This is a genomic window from Dyadobacter sp. OTU695 (genome assembly GCF_038440355.1).
Taxonomy (GTDB): domain Bacteria; phylum Bacteroidota; class Bacteroidia; order Cytophagales; family Spirosomataceae; genus Dyadobacter.
On sequence record NZ_JASATN010000017.1, the window covers coordinates 24400 to 44365 of the forward strand.

Sequence of the window (19966 nt, forward strand, 5' to 3'; positions counted from 1 at the left end):
GTATGGCGGCAATCTCAGGCGTTGAGAGTCATTTCTTGGCCTGTCTGACTGCCTTAATGGGAAAGTCCCCGTACTGCGACCCTATCATTCCGGTGAGCGTGTCGCCTTTTTGCACAAAACTATATTTGAATACGCCGTTCTGGTTTTCTGTCGTGAAAGTGACTTTGTCCTGATCGACGGTTAACCCCTGCATCTCATTCTTTTCTGCGGCCTCCACATATCCGACCGTCTTATCATCCTTTTGTTCGAAAACCAAAAGTCCCGATTCATATTCAGGCGGAACGTCACTGATCAGATATTTCCAGGTACCCACCAGATCACCGGCCGTGAATGCTTTTCGCGCTGCCATCGAGAACACACCAATTGCAATAACCATCAGAAAAACGTAGCGTCTTGTTTTCATGTTCATTTGGATGTTTGAGTTTGAATGATCAGATACTTAGCCGGAAATTAAAAATAAAAATTGGGTTTGTAACCTAACTCAGACAACTCCCCTGACCTTGCAGACCAGGCTATATTTTTGACGGCTCATAATAGAGCGTTACAGCACCGCAGCCAAATGTTTTTGTCTTTAAAAGTTTTAGCGTTTTAATCTCATTGACGTTTTCAAACATGGACAACCCCTGTCCGGCTATCATAGGATGAATCGTAAGCTGGAATTCGTCAATTAAACCAAAATTCAGCAAAGCAACGATAATGCTCCGGCTGCCGACCAGAATGGTCCCACCCGGTTGTTGCCTCAGGTGCAGCACCTCTTCTTTAAGTTCCCGCCTGGCAATCGTTGCGCTTTTCCATTCCGGGTCGGTCAAAGTCCTGGAAAAAACAACCTTTGTAATGTTTTCCATCGCTACTGCGAAATCGTCCATCGTATTATCGCCCGTCGGGTTCTCTACCAGGGTTTTCCAGAACTTCATGAGCTCAAAGGTCGTCCTCCCGTACAGAATGGTGTCACCGCTGCGTATCAGCTCTTCGTAATGTTGATGTATCTGCTCGTCTGCAACACCTTTCGTGTGGTCGCAAATGCCATCAATCGTCATATTGATGGCAGCAAGTATTTTTCTCATAATTATTTGTATCTAATTGAACCCATTTGGAACCGGTGCTAAATTAGATAGATGCCCTATGAGATCGTGAGGTTATTCAGGACAAATAAAGGGGGAATTTGACCTACAATAACACTATCCTGGGCAACCATTAGTTCAAAAGGCCGTCCACCAGCGACTGCCATTGTATTTTCGAAAACGCCTTGGCGCCTACCAGACCTGTAATGGCGTTCCTGACTTTGGCGATCAGCGAATCCGACTCCGTGTTGGGTGCGATGTTGCGGTCGTAAACAGCCACGGTAACGATATTACCCTCCCGGGTGACCGTGAAAGTGCTGGTGGATTTATCATCATAAAAATGGGTGGGTTCATCATCCCCCGAACCCGGCGCGGGCACCGGACGAACGCGCAGCGCGGTACTCTGCAAATCGACCGATTCGACCCTTTTCAACTCCTCGATCACCACCCAATCGAAGCCCTCCTCAGAACCCGGGCCAGGGATGTCTATTTTTAGCAACAAACCTTCCCTTGCCTGCCCTGCTAGGGACTCTCCCTTACTATTCGTGAGCGTAAAGTAGGCAAGTACTTCGCCGGCCAGCTCATGCCAATGGTTGACGTCCAGCAACCTGTTTTCAGCCCGGCTAAAAAAAGCCATCGCCTCGGCAGCATTGTCGAATCTGCGGCTGCCCTGGGCTGTTACCGCATCGCCGCGTACCTGTGCGGGCACCACGCCTGTGTAGTTTTTATCCTCCATTTCAATAGCGTTTTTGTGAAATCCGCTCTTCGGAGGAAATAAACATGCCACATACCTTTGCCCGCCAAACCCTGGGCCGCAGGTTGCATTTGTAGAAAAATATCAACTAATAACCCGCTGATCAGCTGGTTCGGTTTTTTCAGGGTAGCAACTCGTTAAAAAGCAATCCCAGGATTGCGCATCCAGTTCGTTATTCAAACAACAAACATTTATGAAACCAGAGATCAGAAACATTCTCGGCGGAATTACCGGGGCGGTCGTGCTTAACCTGGTCCACGAAGTTGCCAAACGCGTTTCGGATAAAGCGCCGCGTATTGACCTGCTCGGTGAGGAGGCCGTTACCAAAACCGCCGAAGCCGTCGGTGTGGAAGCCCCTACCGGCGAAGTCCTGACCGCCTCCACGTTCGTAGCCGACCTCGCCAGTAATGCGGGTTATTATGCCATGATCGGTAAAGGTGACGATGATACCATCCTGCTCCGCGGTGCGGGTTATGGCCTTATGGCCGGCCTAGGGGCTATAGGTCTGGCCAAGCCGCTGGGCCTGAACGAAAGCACGGTTGCCAGAACCGGCGAAACCAAGCTTCTTACCATCACCTGGTATCTGCTGGGTGGATTGGCGGCAGCCCTGGCGATCAAGAGCCTGCGGTAGGTAGCACAACCGATCGGATTTTCCTTATATTAAAATAGCCTGTGAATGAGCGCTGATCCTCTCAACGCAAATTCACAGGCTATCATAAACGAATGTAATCTCAATTTGAGTGATTGCGGAATGCATCCATACGGTTTCAAACGTTTTGGGTTTCAAGCCACGTATGAGAAATCTTTCTCGCGCTCATCGGGAAGGCTACCGGCTTCTTTCATGAGCGAGCTTTTCAGGTTCAAAAGCTTTTCGATATGCTCGCTGCATGCACGCGCGGCGTCGCTGTCGTGATCAAGATGTGGCAAGAGTGCCTGGTATTCTTGCAGCATCATCTGCTAATGCGAGCTGATCTGGGATAGTAACCCATGCGGGTCCGGAGTCTGGTCACCTGGCTCGTCGGCGCTGCGGGTAATGCTCGACAGCTCACCGTCATCGAGAACGCTTTTAACTGATTCATATATACTCCCTACATCTTTCTTGAACAACAGCGACATCATATAGCCGTTGCTGCAAATCCTTCTCAATCTGCTGGGCAGGTCGAGTGCCATCGCAGATCTGAAGAGCGATTCCTGCCTTTTGTACATCCGCCAGATCCTGGCAATACATTTCACCATGTTCCTCGCATCACTCATAATCCTGAATTTTGTAGTGCTCGTTCCATCATTCGCTTTGCGACATCGTTAAAAAATGCGCGTTTGCGTAAAAACTGTTCCAGAAAGCGGCGCGCGGCACCACGAGCCGGACTGCCAGTGATCGCCCAGGATACATGTCACAAATACTACTCAAATCCAACTACTTAGTTAGATACAATTACTCAGGGATTGCTGACAACATTATGAAAAATTGGGGAGTGAGAGTAGCTCCCTCCGTGAGCGCTGCCGCGAAAAATACACACATCCCAATGCGATCACCGCCACGCTGCTGACCAATGCCCAAACCGCCCCAGGCCTGGCCGGTGTTTTCGGTAGCGACACGATGCCATCGCGATTAGTCACCGCAGGCTCGGCAACATACCGGCCATAACGTGGAACAGCCCGGTCGGCGAAATTAAGGGCCAAATCCATCAGTTGCTGACGCATTTCCCGGCCTGCCATGGGCTTCCCATGACCCGTCGCGACGATTTCAGGTGATAGGTCGGCAAGCGCATTAACCGATTTATCGGCCTGGTACCAATCATATGTGAAATATTTGGGCGGCCCGGAAATCACTTTCCGCTGCGTGAGTACGCTGAAAACCGATTCCTGTTTCGTTGTCACGAACGCATCACCGGCGATGAGCACCCGGTCCTGCTCACGCCAGAGGCTTATGTGTCCGGGGGCATGCCCGGGCGTATGGATGTACCTCCATTCAGGCAGGAAAGGTATGTGGCCATCGAGCGGCAGCGATTTGACGGCGTCAATCAGGTCGACAGGGTCATTAGGATACAACCCTGAAACCAGTGACAGCAGCCCGCCCCCCACACTCGAATCCGCTGGCGGATAGTCCGATCTGCCAGTCAGATAGGGCATTTCCAGCAAATGGGTATAGACTGGCACATTCCATTCACGGATGATGGCTTCCAGTGAACCGACATGATCAAAATGTCCGTGCGTCAGGACCACCGCGACGGGCGGTATACCCTCGCCGAAAATCTCCGCGGCCGCAGTTTTGATCCTGGCAAAAGTACTCTTGAGCCCCGCGTCGACGAGCACCCACGATTTGTCCGGATTGGCAATGAGGTACACATTGACCATCACGTCTTTAATTCCCCAAACCCTCTCCGTTATCTGAAAGAAAGATCCTGATTGATTAGTTTCCGTTTTCATCCTCGTTCGTTTTTGATTTTTGACCAGCTGACGGTAAAAATTGTGCCATCTGCTCATCCTGGCATGATTTATTTGCTTTCCATCCTTATAGTATCTCATTAGCCATTATCGCACCGAATGAAGACCATTTACCTTGCCGATGACGATGAAGACGACCGCATGCTGATCCGCATTGCGGTGGAACAGGTCATCAGCCATGTACAGATCATCGAGCTGGATTCGGGGGAGGACCTCATCAAATTAATTGCCGATCAACGTGTATCGGATGACCCCGCGATGATCATCATGGATATGAACATGCCCAGGTTGAGCGGCCTGGAAACGCTCGACATCCTGAAACTGAACAATGCTTCCCGCCATATTCCGGTTGTAATGCTATCGACGACCTCAAACCGCATGCTCGTGCACGAAGCCTACGCGCGCGGCGTCAATGTATTTCTCGAAAAGCCGATACATGAAGCAGATTTCATGAAGCTGGCCAGGACTGTCGATACCTGTTTCCTGAATGCCCAGTTGGGATAGGGCCGGAATGCATTTTTGAGGTTTTAAAACACCACACTTTTGGACAGCAAATACATGAGCAGCAAAGAGATCTACCTTGTTGAAGGTTCCGGCGAATTTCGTCAGCTCGCAAGGAGTGTTTTTACCAAATTCCTGCCCGACTATCGTGTCAGATTTTTCCAGGGTGCGCACGAACTGTATCAGTACATGGTCCTTCAATCGGCCGAGCAGTTCAAAGGACGACGGCCCGGCTTGATCATCATCGATCTGGAATTACCGGCTATTAATGGTTTTGATTTGCTCAAACTCGTGCGCCAGACGCCTCCTAACACCGAAACCGACTGGAAAACCATCCCCATTGTGATCCTGAGCAGTACTGCCAGGCAGGAAGACATCGACCGCTGTTACCAAGCCGGGGCAAATTCCTTTTTTGTCAAGCCGGTCGATTTTGAAGAGCTGCATACCTTCCTGGTAACCATGTGCCGCCGCTGGATCGATGGTCAGGGACAGGCCGCTACGGACATCCCCGATCAGATCCTGCATTAGTTGTGTAAACTGCGCACGTGTTCCCACCCTGACCGCAGGTAAGCGCCCTTGCGGACAATAGCCTGCAATTCTTCGTCAGTAAGATCGCGAAAAGAAGCATACGCCTGCCCTACCGCGTAAAACCATTCAGGCATAACCAGTATTTCGAGCGCATCGGCATCATTCAGCTGGGCGTCATAGTGATTGCCGGCCACAGGAACGGCCACTATCACCCGCCTGGCGCCCCGTTTGCGGCAGAGGCGCAGCACAGGCACGAGTGTGACCCCTGTGGCAATGCCGTCGTCGACAATAATGACGGTCCGCCCATGCATGTCCGGGAGCGGTTGCGATTGCTTGTACATGCTTATCCGGCGGTTCACCTCGTCCGTTTGCTCATCTATAATCTCCCCAATAGTCTCCGGTTTGAGCGACCGCCGGTACCGGGAAGCCACGTATACCGACAGGTCTTCCGCTATGGCACCGAAACCAACCTCGGGATGCCCCGGCACAGGTAGTTTTCTTGAAATAACCATATTCAGGTCAGTTTCAAGGCATTTGGCGACATAATAGGCCACTTCTACCCCTCCTCTGGCAATGCCCATCACAAGCGGATCGGCTTGTTTGTAACGTCGTGTTAAAAAACGACCCAGCTGCTCTCCCGCATCTTTCCGGTCGGCAAAAACGATATCGTTGCTTCGGTTCATGTGTTTCAGGTCTGTACAAAAAAATCCACAATAGCTTATTGCTCCTCCACTCCTTCTGCCGGCGGTGTGTGACCCGCAAAATCCTGCAATACAACTTCGCGCTCGGCCAGGTCGCGCTGCATTGCCTCTTCGACGACAAAACTTATTTTTTTCCCGAATAAGCTTTCACCGGTGTAGAAACGGCCATCATGGTAAATATTCTGATCCGAAGGCAGGTACCCGTATTCCCGGTTGTACAACCCTATAAATGAAACAAGCGCATGATACATTCGTTGCCACCACGCAAGGTCTTCTTCGGGACTTCCCATTCCGGGGACATGCGTACCCGTATACTTCTGTTTCGTAATGTGGACCCGGTAAACATACAGTTGGCCGGATTCGAGGTGAAGCATTTTAAAGCGCCCGGAAAAACCTGCGGGAACACCGTCTAATGCAACTTTCGGCGAAAAGACCAAGGTTTTCATCATGTATAACATCCTGGCATTGTGTTGGTCGGAGAGAGGTTCAGCAACCATGCTTCCCTTTCAAACCGATAAAAAGCAACTTGTATACCAGTCTGAAAATATGCTGGAACACGTTTTGCTGACAGCCTCCGATTTTTAAACCATGCAACTATGAAAAGGGAAACAAACTCGGAACCTAAATTCAAGACAAAAACATCGGCGACCGCCGAACCTGCCCTGTACGAATTGTTTCTGGATTGCCTGCGGGACATTTACTGGGCCGAAAACCATTTGGTAAAGGCATTACCCAAAATGAGCCAGGCCGCCAGCGCCAAAAAGCTGGTCAGCGCCATCGAACAACACCTTGCGCAAACCGTAGAACACGTGTCGCGGCTCGAACAAATCTTTACACTTCTCGAACAGAAAGCCATCGCTAAGAAATGCGATGCAATGGAGGGGCTTACCAAGGAAGGGGAAGGCGTGATCGAAAGTACCGATGCAGGAACTGCCACACGAGATGTGGGTATAATCCTTTCATCACAAAAAGTAGAGCATTATGAGATTGCATCCTACCTGGGCCTGATACAGCTGGCAACCACGCTGGGGCTGGAAGAAGTAGCCGGTATCCTGGCAGAAACACTTGCCGAAGAACAGGCGAGCGACGAACTGTTGGCTTCCATCGCCGAAAATGACATTGCATACCAGGCCGCACAGGAGGCTTAATTAATCATCAACAACTATGGCGAAAAGAAAAGCGCAACAAAATCCGGCGGTTGACCAGCCGGAGAACGACAAGATCAGGAGCCTGGCCCAGCATATGGAAGACTCGACAGGCGAGCTGATGAATACCAATACGGGCGTCCGCGTCAACGACGACCAGAATTCCCTTAAAGCGGGCGACCGGGGCGCCTCGTTGCTGGAAGACTTCATTCTGCGCGAAAAAATAACACATTTTGATCACGAACGTATACCCGAGCGGGTCGTACATGCCCGGGGTTCGGGTGCCCACGGGGTTTTCAAACTCTACGAGCCGCTCCCACAATATACCAAGGCGCAATTCCTCAATGATGCCTCCATCGAAACGCCGGTTTTTGTCCGGTTTTCAACCGTTGCGGGTTCAAGGGGCTCAACCGACCTCGCCCGCGACGTACGGGGATTCGCTGTCAAGTTTTATACGCAGGAAGGTAACTTCGACCTTGTCGGAAACAACATGCCGGTATTTTTTATCCAGGATGCCATCAAGTTCCCCGATCTGGTTCACGCTGTAAAACCCGAACCAGACAACGAAATCCCGCAGGCGGCTTCCGCACATGATACGTTTTGGGATTTCATATCGGTCATGCCCGAATCGGCACATATGATCATGTGGCTGATGAGCGACCGTGCCATTCCGCGCAGCTACCGTATGATGGAAGGCTTCGGCGTGCACACCTTCAGGCTGGTGAACGCCGAGGGCGTCAGCCATTTTGTAAAATTCCATTGGAAACCATTACTGGGGGTGCATTCGGTGGCCTGGGACGAGGCCCAAAATATCTCGGGGAAAGACCCTGATTTCCACCGTCGCGACCTTTGGGATGCCATCGAAAGCGGAAACTTCGCTGAGTGGGAACTGGGCTTGCAGATTGTGCCGGAAGAGGATGAATTTAAATTTGAATTCGACCTGCTGGACCCGACCAAACTTATTCCCGAGGAGCTGGTACCGGTTATCAAGATCGGGAAAATGACGCTTAACCGCAATCCCGAGAACTTCTTTGCCGAAACCGAGCAAGCGGCGTTTCATATCGGGCATGTGGTACCCGGCATCGATTTTACCAACGACCCATTGCTGCAAGGCAGGTTGTTTTCCTACACCGACACCCAGCTGATCCGCCTCGGAGGCCCTAATTTCCAGGAAATACCTATTAACAGGCCAATTGTCCCGGTGCACAACAACCAGCGCGACGGCTACATGCGGCAGACTATCAATCGCGGCAAGGTCAGCTATGGGCCTAATTCGCTGGGAGATAATTATCCGTTGCAGGCGAAAGCATCGGAAGGCGGGTTTACCTCCTACTCCGAAAAAATTGACGCGCGGAAAATAAGGGCCAGAAGCAAAAGTTTCCTGGATCATTTCAGCCAGGCAAAACTGTTTTTCAACAGCCAGTCAGACCCCGAGAAAAACCACCTCATCGACGCGCTCAGCTTTGAACTGGGGAAAGTGCAATCCAATGACGTACGCAGCAGGATGCTTGGGATCCTTTCGATGATTGATAAGGGGCTGGCTGCGGCAGTGGCATTCGCGCTCCGCCTTCCGGTTCCCGAGGACCCTGAACTACCTGTAAACCGCAGCATTCCCGCTGACGCCGACCCGGCCGATTATGACCCGGTGATCCTGGAAGGATCGCTCACGGCCTCAGCGGCGTTGAGTACGGCCAACAGCCCGAAAGACAGCATTAAAACCCGGAAAATAGCATTCCTCGCTGCTGACGGTGTAGACAGTAACTCGTTGAATACCGTTAAAGCCGCGTTGGAAGCAGAAGGTGCCATAGTAGAGGTGATCGCGCCAAGGCAGAACTTCATTTTGTCTACAACCGATGAGGAAATCCATGTACACCACAGTTTTCTGACGGCCGCGTCCGTGCTTTACGATGCGGTGTATGTGCCGGCTGGCACCAACAGCGTAGCGACTGTGGAGGCTGATGCCGACGCTGTCCATTTCCTGAACGAGGCATTCAAGCATTGCAAGGCCATTGCGGCGGACGCCGGGGCGATGCAGGTGATCGAATCGACCTATTTTGCAAGGAAAATCCCCGCTGTTTTCTCGGATGAATCGGTATTACTCGATGGGATCGTCATCAGCGACGACCCGGCCAAATTAGCCAGACAATTCGTCACGGCCATCGCGCAGCACAGGTTCTGGGAGCGGGAAAAACCAAGGAAAATTCCTGCTTAATCTCAAAAAGAAATCCCCTTGCCGCGACTTAGCCAGCGGCAGGGGATTCTTTTTATGTAAGTAAGGTGATCGCTTCCTCATTCCCCTGCTGCACGGCCAGGTCGAACGCGGACTGGCCTCTTACATCCAGCAAACCCGCATCCGCCCCACTTTCCAGCAGCAGTTTCACCATTTCGTTGCGACCAAACATCGTCGCGAACATTAACGCAGTGCCACCGTTTCCGTGCTGGCTGTTCAGGTCCGCGCCGTAGCGGATCAGCAGGGAGGCAATCTCGGGAAGTCCCTTGAAAGCTGCACCCATCAGCGCCGTGTTCCCCCCATGGTCGCCCGCGTTTACGTCCGCCCCCGATTCCAGCAGAAGCTCCGCAGCCTCAGGGCGGTTGTTATAACAAGCTATCAGCAACGGCGTATAGCCCTTTTCATCCCGGACATTTACGTCGACACCCCGGCTAAGCAGTTCGCGGATCACTTCCACGTTCCCTACGCGGGCTGCGTGTATCAATACATTCGTGTAATCTTCCATTATGAGCAGTAGATTTTGGTTCGGAGTTAACCAAAATAGTGTGCCCGGGGGACACCGCCTAATGCTGTGAAACCGCTTTCAAGCCTGCGATAGAGAGGATCAGGGTGGTTATAAAGAATACTCGCCAGAAACTAACCGGATCTTTGAATACCAGTATCCCCACAAGCACTGTACCCACTGCGCCTATTCCCGTCCAAACTGCATAAGCCGTGCCGATCGGCAACGTTTGGGTCGCTTTGAGCAGCAATACCATGCTGGCAACCAGGGAAATGACAAATCCTGTAAACCACAAATACATTTCGTTCCCGCTTGTTTCACGAACTTTTCCCAAACAAGAGGCGAATCCGACCTCGAACAGGCCGGCGACGATTAAAATAATCCAGTTCATAACACTTTGTTTTTTGATACAAAGGTCCTGCTCAGGATCCACAAAAAATTTTACAAATGATAAAAACGGGCTGCTACCTGATCTCTGCGCGTATCCTGCTTAGGCTTACCTGTGTAATTCCCAGAAAGGAGGCAATGTGGCACAATTGCACGCGTTGAAGCAAATCGGGTGCGGCAGACATTAAATCGAGATACCTTTCCTGGGCCGTTTTGAACTGCATCGAAATAAGCCGCTCCTCGGTTTTGATCAGTTCCTGCCCGATCAGCTTGCGGCCCCAGTTGGCAATGTGAATATCGCCCGCGAAAAGCCCTTCCAGGTCCTGCGCTCTCATTTGGTACAAGTCGCAGGCTTCCAGCGTTTCGATGTGCTCGTAACCCGGCTGTCCCGAAACGTAGCTTTTCATCGAAACCACCAGGTCCCCTTCTTTCCCAAACCAGAATGTGACATCCCCACGCGCACCGTCGGAATAGGCGCGGACAATACCACTGCGAATGAAATACAATGTCTTTTCCACCCTGCCCGCACGGATGAGCGTGTGACCTTTGGGGAATTGCACTTCGGTGATATATGCTTTCAAAGCCGCTCGGGACTGGGGCGGCAGCGGGTGGAAACATTCGAGGATTTCATCTATTTCCATCCTTTATTATTTTGACAGTTTCCCGACCGCCTCTTCGACCGTCGGCAGAAAGTTGATCTGCCTGCCCTTATTGCTTTCGAAAATGAAATCACGCAGGCTCTTGCTCTCGTATCGCGCAAAGTCACCGACAATGGCGAGCCGGACGCGGTATGTGGCAAACTTCTGTAGAATTTCGCCCGCTATGCCCGTTTTGAGATCGAAAAACTCCGGAGTGATGTTGGGCTCATGCAGGATCATCTCACCGTAACCCTGGTAGTACAGATCTACCATGACCTGCAATCCGTCGTCGGGTGTCTGGATCAAAACTTTATCGGAAATAACCTCGGCAATCGTGGTTTCGTTCTGTTGATGGAGTTGAATAGTCATAGCAAAAAAGCCGTTCGTTTCAATTGCGGCTGCCCGCTAAGTTAGTTAAAAAGTAAGCCACGGGGCATCAACAGCGATTGAACTTTTTCTACATTCCAAAATATTTATTCTAATCGTCTTTTTCCCGGGAAAGGATAAATAGCACAAGCGTTGGTTACAACCTGCATTGGTCTGCAACCTGATTTTTTTGCTGGTAAAGGCATCTGCCAATATACAATCGAAGGTTAATTCAGCGCTCGATGTCAGAACTATTGACTGCCCAAAATCCACTTGACGACGGACTATCTACACCCCGGCCGCTACATTAAAACTATTTTTACAAATTCCATAGAATAGTATTTTTACGGCACCGGATAGGCTAGTTTAGAAAAAATACTGGTGGTTGTTTGGCATGAGATTTATCATTAATATTCGAATTGCACCCCCCACTACTTAATTATTCATGGCCCCGGAAACTGCACACCTGCATGCTATTTCAAACGACAGTATTCCGCTCTGCCGTACGGGCGCATCGCCGTTGAAAATAAACCATGCAGCGCTGCCGGAGCAGATACAGGAATTCTTCCGCGGGCTTTTCAGCACGTCCGAATGGCCGGCGCGGTGGTACTGCGGTTCCTGGTCTGATTTTCATGGCTGGCTATACATTATTTCCGATATCCTCATCTGGACAGCCTATTTCCTGATACCCATTTTCCTCATCCGGTTCATCCGGCAAAGAAAGGACTTCCCCTTTCCGAGAACGATCTGGCTTTTCGTCGCATTCATTCTTTTTTGCGGCGCCACGCATTTGATCGACGCGCTCGTCTTCTGGTTACCTGTCTACCGCCTCAGTGCGCTGATCAGGTTCGCCACGGCCGTCATATCGCTGGCGACCGTTTATTACCTGTTTAAAATTTTCCCGAATGTACTGCTGCTCAGATCCGTGTCTGACCTGAAACGGGAAATCGACGAGCGGGCGGTTGTAGAAGAGAAGCTCGCAGAAAGTGAATTCCTGCTGACGGCGGCAGGCAATGTCGGCAAACTGGGCGGCTGGGAATACGACCCGGCGACAGATCAGTTCAGATGGACGGCCACCTCGGGTACCATCCTGGAAACCAACGAGGAAAATATCCATGATGAAACCGATCTGCTAGCCTTTTTCCCGGAGCCCTATCAGCTCATTGTCCGGGCCGCGCTGACAGAGTCGATCGAACTCGGGCGGCCCTGGGACCACGAATTGCAGCTCATCACGCCATCCGGCAACCGCAAATGGGTCCGGTTTTCCGCTACGCCGCTGCTCAATGCGACGGGCCAGGTAACCAGGATCAGAGGCATCATTATGGATATCGACCGATATAAAACCCTGGAACTCAAACTGATAAAATCCATCGATCAGATGGCACAAAAGAATAGCCAGTTGCAAAGCTTCACCCATATTTTATCTCACAACCTACGGAATCATTCGAGCAACATCGCGCTGCTTGCGGATTTTGTCGATGAATCGACCCTAACCAAGGATAATGAGGAGCTTTTCCAAAAAATCAAAACGGTATCGAAACACCTGAACGGAACGCTCGACGACCTTTCGCAGGTCATCAAGATCCGCGACAACCAATTGGAAGGTGAAAGGTTGAACATCAGAGAAATAACACAGCAGGTGCTTGGTGTGCTCGATGAAAGCCTTCACACAAGCCAGGCACAGGTTCAATTGGATTTTCAGGAAAATGAAATCGTTTTTCCCCGAATCTACCTGGAAAGCATTTTAATGAACCTGATTTCCAACGGTATCAAATACAGGAAAGAAGGCCAGCATCCGGTGATCAAACTTCGGTTCTATCGCAATGAGGCGGGCCTTAAAGTACTGGAATACAGCGACGAAGGCAAAGGCATAGACCTGTCTTTACATGCCGACAAAATCTTCGGTCTGTATAAAACTTTCCATAAACACAAAGATGCTCACGGAGTTGGTTTATTTTTGATAAAAAATCAAATAGAAGCCCAGGGCGGGAACATTCAGGTTTTCAGTAAGGTCGACGCGGGTATTACATTTAAAATTACTTTCAACGAAAATGCTTGAAATCCTCTGCGTAATTGACGACGACAAAATCTTCACTTACCTGCTAAAACGAATCATTGAAAAGGCCAAAATAACCCGGGAGATTATATTTTTCGAGAATGGCCGGGATGCACTCGATTATCTTTCCCGCAACCGTGAAGACGCTCTGAAACTCCCTCAACTGATATTGCTCGACATTAATATGCCTATTCTGGATGGCTGGCAGTTTCTGAACGAATACGAAAAATTAAAACCCGAAGTTCCCCGGCCCATATCGATTTGCATGATGAGTTCTTCAACCGACCTGGAAGACTATGACCGGGCGATGAGCTCCGGCAATGTGATGGACTACCTGCAAAAACCCGTCCATACCCCTTTGCTAAAAGAGGTTACTGATCGTGTACTCTCATTCCTTGGTTCAAAATAGCGGCGGAGTTACTATTTTTACCTTGTTAACCAAAAATCAAATCCACCCTGCCATTTCGTATACTGATAGCGCCGCTGGACTGGGGACTAGGACATGCCACACGCTGCATCCCGGTCATCCGGTACCTTCTTGACAAAGGGTGTGAGGTAACCATTGCCGCGTCGGGTGCGCCTGCATTGCTGCTAAAAGAGAATTTTCCTGATTTGCCGCAGTTGCCTCTTGTCGGCTACGGGATCACGTATAGTCGTGGCGGCGAAGCTTTTGTTGCTAAAATCCTGGCGCAAATCCCCAAAATTCTGGGCGCGATCCGTCGCGAACGGGAATGGCTCCGTGAAACGCAAGCCAGGCACCAGTTTGACCTGGTTATTTCCGACAACCGTTACGGGTTGAAAATAAAAGGGTTGAGATCGGTGATCATAACCCACCAGCTCAATATCATCACCGGTTTTGGAATGGGTGCCGACTGGCTGGTGCGAAAGCTGCATTACCGTATTCTCGAAAAATTCGATGAATGCTGGATCGTGGATATGAAAGAAAATGGCGGGCTCGCGGGCAGGCTATCTCATCCGCCTCATATCCCTTCGAATGCTCGCTATGCGGGGCTGTTATCCCAACTGAGTCTTTCCTTCAAACCTGCCCAGGTTCAAAAAAACAGCATATTGGTCTTGCTTTCAGGGCCCGAGCCCATGCGCGGCATTTTGGAAGAAAAGTTGTTACAGCAAGCCGCGTCTGCCACTGAATACCGTTTTCATTTCGTGGCCGGCGATCCATCAGGCATGCCGCGCGCGGATCTGCCTGCGCATATCACCTACGCAACGCACGCAAACGCCCACGACCTTGCCGAAGCGCTCTCCGATGCGCAGCTAGTGATTTGTAGAAGCGGCTATTCCACGCTGATGGACCTGGTTGTTTATGAAAAAAAAGCATTGCTGGTCCCTACGCCTGGCCAATCAGAACAGGAGTACCTGGCAGAATATCTGCAAATGCAGCAAATCGCTTTAAACCGGCGACAGACAGCACTGGATCTGAAAAAGGATATTCCGGAAGCATTGACATACCGCGGGTTTAAATTGGCCGGCTACCAGGACCAGCTCAACCAACTACGGGAGGTGATCGATAGCGAACTGCGGCATTCGGGGCACCGTTAGGCCTGGTGCCCCGATGTTTCGGTTAGCGGCTACCCGCCACAGCCGGCCCGGCGCTCTTATGCGCCCGCATTACGTGCTGCATTTGCAATACCACAGATAGAATGATCAATGCTAAACCGAGGTAGAATGACCAACGAAGCTCCCTGTTCTCGTGATAAAAGAGAATAGCCAGTATGATCGTGTAAACCGGTTCCAGGTTCAGGCTTAGATTGACCGTGAATGCCGAAATACGACGCAGTACCTGGGTTTGCAATATATACAAGACTACGGTGCAGAAAAACGCCAGCAATAAAAGGTAGCCCGCGTCCGACCATGAAGGCACCAGTGTCTCGACGGGAAAAAAGTAAAAATACAGCGGCATGAGCGGGGTTAACGCAACGGCCCCGCCAATCATCGCATACATCGTAGCGGTTTCGCTTTTGAACGAATGCGCGAGCCGCTCATTGGTGATCATATAAAGCGATCCGAGCGCCGACGAAATCACCCCGAGTGTGATACCGGTGCGGTACCGCGAGTCGAAACTGAAAATCAAGGCAATACCCAGAAGTGTGAGCAGGCTGAGCAGCAGTTCCGAAATCACGAATGGCTTCCGGTTGATCACCGGCGAAAAAATAGCCGTAAAGAAACCGGCCAGCGAGAAGCACACCACCCCAACCGAAATATTGGAATACTTGATACTGCCGTAAAAGAAAATCCAATGCAACCCGAGAAACAGGCCGGTCAGCGAAATGCGGGCAAAGTCGCGGAATGATACGCGTTCGAGCTTTCTGGTAGCAGTCAGGATAAGCAGCATCAGAATGCCCGCCAGCCAAATGCGGTACCACGACAGCAGGCCCTCATTTACCGTGATCAGTTTTCCGAAAATGCCGGTAAATCCGGCAAGCACAATAGCTATATGCAGTTTAACAAAAGCTTGTTTCATTGTAAGATTTGTTCAAAAGGTATGAAATGGACATTGGGCGCTGTGAAAACAACGCAAACCCGTTAAGCGGAACCCGCAAAGGGCCAAGGCTTAACAACCCTCATGAACAATGGTAATAGCATCACTGCCTCCCGAAGAAATGGGAAGTACCAATAGATTCCGGTTATTAAGCCGTTCAGGCTACCGGAGGAGGCGAAATGCAGAAAAGAAGTCGGCTATCAGACATGATATTTGAAATTATACTGCAAAAATAGAGCTATTTGACTGGAAGACCAACCCGGAGCTTCATTTTCCTTTTTACCGGAAGCATTGTACGATATTCTCATTTTTTTGCCTTTATTTTACCTGTCAGGAAAATTCACCAATTCAAATATGAAAAAACAATTACATCTACTAACCGCATTGTTATTGACGCTTTGCGCTACTCAACGTTCATTTTCGCAAGGCTGCGTGGCCATTCGGGGCACGGGGAGCGCCTGTATGATCGCCCATGCCGACAGCAACGACCACGCTCAATGGGTAGTAAGCGCCAGCGGTCGCTATTTCAAATCCTTCCGCCATTTTTCCGGTAAAACTGAAAACAAGGAACGCTTGATACAGCACACGGAGGTCATTAACCACACGGCCTCGGTTGACATCAATATCATGCGCATTCTCAATGACCGCTGGTCATTGATGGTCGACCTGCCGATCATCTCAAATGCACGTTCTTCGCTCTACGAGCATGGTCTGGTGAATGGCGCCAACAAATTCAACCAGCGCCATAGCATGCACTCCTTCGGCATAGGCGACCTGCGTATTGCCGCCTATCACTGGCTTTTCGATCCTAAAAAGAGCTATCGTGGAAATATCCAGCTGGGTCTGGGCATCAAATTAGCTACCGGCGATTATAATTACCAGGATTACTGGTACAATGTCGGCCCGAATGGCACGAAAGAACTCCGCACCGTCGACCAGTCTATTCAACTCGGCGACGGCGGCACGGGTGTTACTGTGGAGTTGAATACATTTTATAACATCTTCCATAACTTCGGCGTGTACGGCAACTTTTATTACCTCGTCAATCCACGCGAGCAGAACGGTGTGCGCACCTACCGCGAAACCCTATCGCCGCGCCTGGCCAACGAGGCCATCATGAGCGTGCCTGACCAGTACATGGCGCGCGGTGGTTTCAGTTATTCCCTTAATCCTGTTCTAAAAGGCTGGGCAGTAGCTGTCGGCGCCCGTCTGGAAGGTATTCCGGTCCATGACCTCGTAGGCGGCAGCGGCGATTTTCGTCGGCCCGGCTATGTGTGGAGCGCGGAGCCCGGTATCACTTTTTCGGGCGAGAAATTCAGCTTCTTCGCGACTGTACCGGTCGCATTCGTCAGAAACCGCACGCAAAGCGTAACCGACAAGGAGTATTCCGACAAATCGGGCACATTTGTACGCGGTGACGCCGCCTTTGCCGATTACTCTGTCAATGCCGGCGTGTCGTTTAAATTCTAATTCATTTTAATGCAAAACAACATGGCCGGACCTGCACGATTCGCAAGTCCGGCCATGTTTGTTTCAAATACAACTTCCTTAAAAGCCGCTGATCTGCACCCCCAGCAATTTGTAAAACTCTTTCAGAATTGCCGGGTGACCGGGCCATGCCGGGGAGGTAACCAGGTTGCCATCCACCACGGCCTGATCGGCCGGAATGTTCTTCCATGTACCGCCAGCCAGCTCGATGTCCGGCCCTACCGCCACGTAGGCCGTCAGTGTCCGGCCCTGCAATACTTTCGCAGCGGTCAATATCTGGATTCCATGGCAGATTGCGGCTACCGGTTTGTTTGCTTCGAAGAAATGCCGGGTGATTTCGAGTACGCGTTTGTTAAGGCGCGTGTACTCCGGTGCGCGACCGCCCGCGATGTACAATCCGTCGTAGTCGGCTGGATTAATACCGTCAAAATCGGCGGTAATCGCGAAACGGTGCCCTTGGGTCTCCTTGTAAGTCTGATCACCTACGAAGTCATGAACAGCTGTCGGAACGGTGTCGCCTTTTTTGCGGTCGGGTGCCAGGGTGTCGACCTCGAATCCAACGGAGAGCAATGCCTGGTAGGGTACCATTGCTTCATAATCTTCGACGTAATCCCCTGCCAGTAACAGAATTTTCTTTGACATAACGGTTTAAGTTTAGCGATTTAAGAGTCGCTTAAAGCTACGTGAAAAATGGCCTCCTGGTTCCTGCGGAGATCAATTTCTCTACTCATATTCTTTGAGTAATGTCCGGATATCACGGATGAGCTCATAGGTACCCTCGTCGGTGGTGCCGTCGTACATGCCACGGATATGACGATCCTTGTCGAGCAGCACGAAATGCCCGCTATGCAGGAAACCGCCCGGCGATTTGGCATCTTCGGCTGCGGTAATAAGATAATGCTTCTGCCCTATTTCGTAGATCTTCCCGCGATCGCCCGTCACAAACTGCCATGTCGTATTACTTACGCCGAGGTCATTCGAGTAAGTTTTGAGCACAGCGGGCGTATCATGTTCCGGGTCGATGGTATGCGATAGAATACGCACAGTCGGGTTGTCCTTCACTTCGTCGTAGACTTTAAGCATGTTCTTTTTCATAACAGGGCAAATCGTCGGACAGGTAGTGAAGAAGAAATCGGCGACATAGATTTTGTCTTTAAAATCCAGCTCGGTTACCGGCTGGTTATCCTGGTTTATAAACGAAAAGGCGGGAATCGAAGGGTAGCTCATTTCCCTGGTGGTTTTACCTTCAACGGTTTTGGTAACGGCCTCGGGCTCGCCCAGGTAGGGCAGTTTACGGTCTTCGCAGGCAGGCAGCAACGCCGCTACCAGCAAACCGACGATTAATCTTCGGGTATGCATGATCATACTGATTTTTGAAATAAAAGAAATGGAATTGAGGGCGCTGCCCAGGCAGCGCGTTTGGAATACACTGCATTCAAATCCGAATAGATTTGAATCAGGCTAAAAAATGGCAGTTTAGCCCAGCGGGGGATGGAAAATCTCCGAAGCAACCGCGCCCGGAAGGAACGGCGAAACGTAGCCGAATGTAATCGCCAAACGCGTTTCGAAATGCTCAGGCGATTGGAAAATGAATGGTTTGCCCGTGTCCATCACCTGGAAAAGCAGGTTTGCCATATAGGTTTGTTCCGCCCGGCGCTCCTCCTGTTTCTTGGCTTCAACCACCTTTTCGGCCAGGTAGCATTTACCCTCGCAGACTACGATCGGATTGTCGCGGTTCACACAGAGGTTGGCAATGATGTACTCCTTACGCAGCTCATAATCAAGGTAAACCAAAGGGATAACCCACGCTTTAACAAGCATCAGGAGTGTAAAGCCCAGGGTGATCCATTGTTTTAGGGGAACTTTCAAGTGTAGTGAAAGTGATTTTAGCATGAACTGACAATCCACAAAGCTAACTCCCGATAGCCGGGATAGCAAATCTGCCGTTCTCCTACCCATCCGGCCCACTCTTCGAAAATTTTCCGAAAATATTTTCGCTTTTATTTTGTACCAATTAGTAAAGTATTATACCTTTGTAACATCAAATAAAAAGAACAATGGCAGGCAGACCCAAAATTTATGACGAAACAGCGATCCTGGACAAGGCGGTGGAGGTCTTTTGGGAAAAGGGATATGCCAACGCCACCGCCGACGACCTGCTTCACGCGATGGGAATCGGCAAAGGCAGTTTTTATTTTGCATTTAAAGGCGGGAAGGAAGAGTTGTTCAGGAAGTCGATGGAACGGGTCGTCGAACTGAACTTCAAAGCGATTCGGGACGCGCTTGCAACCTGCGAAAACCCCGTGCAGTTTATCAGGGATTTCTTTTTGTCGCTCACAGGGAATGACTCCCCGGTCGGTAACAAAGGCTGCTACTTTGGTAATGCATTGATACAGGTATCCGCCGACGATTCAGGCTTGAAAATAATCGCAGCGAAGTATCTGCATCTGCTGGAGGAAATATTCACGGAAGCGGTTCAAAAAGGCAAGGATCTGGGATTGCTTGAAACCCAGGAGCTGGCCGCTGCACTGGGCACGTATCTGGTTAATCTGTGGAATGGCCTCAATGTAACCCGTAGAATGGAAACCGACCAGCACAAGCTTGCAGAGCTGGTACGGATGAACCTAAATATCCTGCATTAATTTTTTTTACCTAATTCTGTACCAA

General features: G+C 50.5%; 26 protein-coding genes. 10 read left to right on the plus strand and 16 right to left on the minus strand.

Annotated features, from left to right (window positions below):
* Positions 1-28: 28 nt before the first annotated feature.
* The 3 genes from AAHB90_RS25015 to AAHB90_RS25025 all read right to left on the minus strand — a co-directional run bounded on the left by AAHB90_RS25015 (position 29) and on the right by AAHB90_RS25025 (position 1797).
* Entirely contained in the window at positions 29-403 is a 375-nt protein-coding gene (locus AAHB90_RS25015) for a hypothetical protein (protein ID WP_342087961.1), read from the minus strand.
* 109 nt (positions 404-512) lie between these two features.
* Positions 513-1064, minus strand: coding sequence for a dihydrofolate reductase family protein (locus AAHB90_RS25020; RefSeq protein WP_342087962.1), 552 nt, complete (start codon positions 1062-1064; stop codon positions 513-515).
* Positions 1065-1194: 130 nt separating this feature from the next.
* Positions 1195-1797, minus strand: a complete 603-nt coding sequence (locus AAHB90_RS25025; RefSeq protein WP_342087963.1) for a hypothetical protein — start codon at positions 1795-1797, stop codon at positions 1195-1197.
* 211 nt (positions 1798-2008) lie between these two features.
* On the opposite strand from AAHB90_RS25025, the gene AAHB90_RS25030 reads away from it, so the two are divergent.
* Positions 2009-2446 (plus strand): hypothetical protein, encoded by a 438-nt coding sequence (locus tag AAHB90_RS25030; protein WP_342087964.1) that lies wholly within the window; start codon positions 2009-2011, stop codon positions 2444-2446.
* A gap of 152 nt (positions 2447-2598) precedes the next feature.
* Here AAHB90_RS25030 and AAHB90_RS25035 read toward each other — a convergent pair whose 3' ends face one another.
* The 3 genes from AAHB90_RS25035 to AAHB90_RS25045 all read right to left on the minus strand — a co-directional run bounded on the left by AAHB90_RS25035 (position 2599) and on the right by AAHB90_RS25045 (position 4242).
* Positions 2599-2769 (minus strand): hypothetical protein, encoded by a 171-nt coding sequence (locus AAHB90_RS25035; protein WP_342087965.1) that lies wholly within the window; start codon positions 2767-2769, stop codon positions 2599-2601.
* A 3-nt stretch (positions 2770-2772) separates the two neighbouring features.
* Entirely contained in the window at positions 2773-3069 is a 297-nt protein-coding gene (locus AAHB90_RS25040; RefSeq protein WP_342087966.1) for a hypothetical protein, read from the minus strand.
* A gap of 201 nt (positions 3070-3270) precedes the next feature.
* A complete protein-coding gene (locus AAHB90_RS25045) occupies positions 3271-4242 on the minus strand; it encodes an MBL fold metallo-hydrolase (protein ID WP_342087967.1) in 972 nt (323 codons plus the stop codon).
* Between the two features lie 117 nt (positions 4243-4359).
* Between AAHB90_RS25045 and AAHB90_RS25050 the strand changes: the two genes are divergently transcribed.
* Positions 4360-4764: a response regulator gene (locus tag AAHB90_RS25050; RefSeq protein ID WP_342087968.1), complete on the plus strand. Its 405-nt coding sequence runs from the start codon at positions 4360-4362 to the stop codon at positions 4762-4764.
* 39 nt (positions 4765-4803) lie between these two features.
* Positions 4804-5289: a response regulator gene (locus tag AAHB90_RS25055; RefSeq protein ID WP_342087969.1), complete on the plus strand. Its 486-nt coding sequence runs from the start codon at positions 4804-4806 to the stop codon at positions 5287-5289.
* On the opposite strand, the gene AAHB90_RS25060 is transcribed toward AAHB90_RS25055, so the two are convergent.
* Together AAHB90_RS25060 and AAHB90_RS25065 are read right to left on the minus strand one after the other, a co-directional pair.
* Positions 5286-5972 (minus strand): phosphoribosyltransferase, encoded by a 687-nt coding sequence (locus AAHB90_RS25060; RefSeq protein ID WP_342087970.1) that lies wholly within the window; start codon positions 5970-5972, stop codon positions 5286-5288. The two genes, AAHB90_RS25055 and AAHB90_RS25060, sit on opposite strands and share 4 nt — an antisense overlap.
* 35 nt (positions 5973-6007) lie before the next feature.
* On the minus strand, positions 6008-6439 hold the full coding sequence (locus tag AAHB90_RS25065) for a hypothetical protein (protein ID WP_342087971.1): 432 nt from the start codon (positions 6437-6439) through the stop codon (positions 6008-6010).
* A 147-nt stretch (positions 6440-6586) separates the two neighbouring features.
* On the opposite strand from AAHB90_RS25065, the gene AAHB90_RS25070 reads away from it, so the two are divergent.
* Positions 6587-7138 (plus strand): ferritin-like domain-containing protein, encoded by a 552-nt coding sequence (locus AAHB90_RS25070; RefSeq protein WP_342087972.1) that lies wholly within the window; start codon positions 6587-6589, stop codon positions 7136-7138.
* 16 nt (positions 7139-7154) lie between these two features.
* Positions 7155-9347 (plus strand): catalase, encoded by a 2193-nt coding sequence (locus tag AAHB90_RS25075; RefSeq protein WP_342087973.1) that lies wholly within the window; start codon positions 7155-7157, stop codon positions 9345-9347.
* Between the two features lie 52 nt (positions 9348-9399).
* Here the strand turns inward: AAHB90_RS25075 and AAHB90_RS25080 are convergent, their stop codons facing one another.
* The 4 genes from AAHB90_RS25080 to AAHB90_RS25095 form a co-directional block, all read right to left on the minus strand.
* Positions 9400-9870, minus strand: coding sequence for an ankyrin repeat domain-containing protein (locus tag AAHB90_RS25080; RefSeq protein ID WP_342087974.1), 471 nt, complete (start codon positions 9868-9870; stop codon positions 9400-9402).
* A gap of 58 nt (positions 9871-9928) precedes the next feature.
* Complete coding sequence (locus AAHB90_RS25085; protein WP_342087975.1) at positions 9929-10258, minus strand: DMT family transporter; 330 nt, start codon at positions 10256-10258, stop codon at positions 9929-9931.
* Between the two features lie 73 nt (positions 10259-10331).
* Positions 10332-10895, minus strand: coding sequence for a Crp/Fnr family transcriptional regulator (locus AAHB90_RS25090; RefSeq protein WP_342087976.1), 564 nt, complete (start codon positions 10893-10895; stop codon positions 10332-10334).
* Between the two features lie 6 nt (positions 10896-10901).
* On the minus strand, positions 10902-11261 hold the full coding sequence (locus AAHB90_RS25095) for a DUF4180 domain-containing protein (RefSeq protein WP_342087977.1): 360 nt from the start codon (positions 11259-11261) through the stop codon (positions 10902-10904).
* A gap of 442 nt (positions 11262-11703) precedes the next feature.
* On the opposite strand from AAHB90_RS25095, the gene AAHB90_RS25100 reads away from it, so the two are divergent.
* The 3 genes from AAHB90_RS25100 (at position 11704) to AAHB90_RS25110 (ending at position 14871) form a co-directional block, all read left to right on the plus strand.
* Positions 11704-13317 (plus strand): sensor histidine kinase, encoded by a 1614-nt coding sequence (locus AAHB90_RS25100; protein WP_342087978.1) that lies wholly within the window; start codon positions 11704-11706, stop codon positions 13315-13317.
* Positions 13310-13723: a response regulator gene (locus AAHB90_RS25105; RefSeq protein WP_342087979.1), complete on the plus strand. Its 414-nt coding sequence runs from the start codon at positions 13310-13312 to the stop codon at positions 13721-13723. The genes AAHB90_RS25100 and AAHB90_RS25105 overlap by 8 nt, the downstream gene beginning before the upstream one ends.
* A gap of 203 nt (positions 13724-13926) precedes the next feature.
* A complete protein-coding gene (locus tag AAHB90_RS25110; RefSeq protein WP_342087980.1) occupies positions 13927-14871 on the plus strand; it encodes a glycosyltransferase in 945 nt (314 codons plus the stop codon).
* 22 nt (positions 14872-14893) lie between these two features.
* Here the strand turns inward: AAHB90_RS25110 and AAHB90_RS25115 are convergent, their stop codons facing one another.
* On the minus strand, positions 14894-15793 hold the full coding sequence (locus tag AAHB90_RS25115) for a DMT family transporter (protein ID WP_342087981.1): 900 nt from the start codon (positions 15791-15793) through the stop codon (positions 14894-14896).
* A gap of 372 nt (positions 15794-16165) precedes the next feature.
* On the opposite strand from AAHB90_RS25115, the gene AAHB90_RS25120 reads away from it, so the two are divergent.
* Entirely contained in the window at positions 16166-17281 is a 1116-nt protein-coding gene (locus tag AAHB90_RS25120; RefSeq protein ID WP_342087982.1) for a hypothetical protein, read from the plus strand.
* Between the two features lie 78 nt (positions 17282-17359).
* On the opposite strand, the gene AAHB90_RS25125 is transcribed toward AAHB90_RS25120, so the two are convergent.
* From AAHB90_RS25125 to AAHB90_RS25135, 3 genes are all read right to left on the minus strand, one after another.
* On the minus strand, positions 17360-17941 hold the full coding sequence (locus AAHB90_RS25125) for a DJ-1/PfpI family protein (RefSeq protein ID WP_342087983.1): 582 nt from the start codon (positions 17939-17941) through the stop codon (positions 17360-17362).
* A gap of 81 nt (positions 17942-18022) precedes the next feature.
* Positions 18023-18658 (minus strand): SCO family protein, encoded by a 636-nt coding sequence (locus AAHB90_RS25130; protein ID WP_342087984.1) that lies wholly within the window; start codon positions 18656-18658, stop codon positions 18023-18025.
* A 117-nt stretch (positions 18659-18775) separates the two neighbouring features.
* Entirely contained in the window at positions 18776-19168 is a 393-nt protein-coding gene (locus tag AAHB90_RS25135; protein ID WP_342087985.1) for a hypothetical protein, read from the minus strand.
* A gap of 188 nt (positions 19169-19356) precedes the next feature.
* On the opposite strand from AAHB90_RS25135, the gene AAHB90_RS25140 reads away from it, so the two are divergent.
* A complete protein-coding gene (locus AAHB90_RS25140) occupies positions 19357-19941 on the plus strand; it encodes a TetR/AcrR family transcriptional regulator (RefSeq protein WP_342087986.1) in 585 nt (194 codons plus the stop codon).
* The last annotated feature ends 25 nt before the right edge of the window (positions 19942-19966 follow it).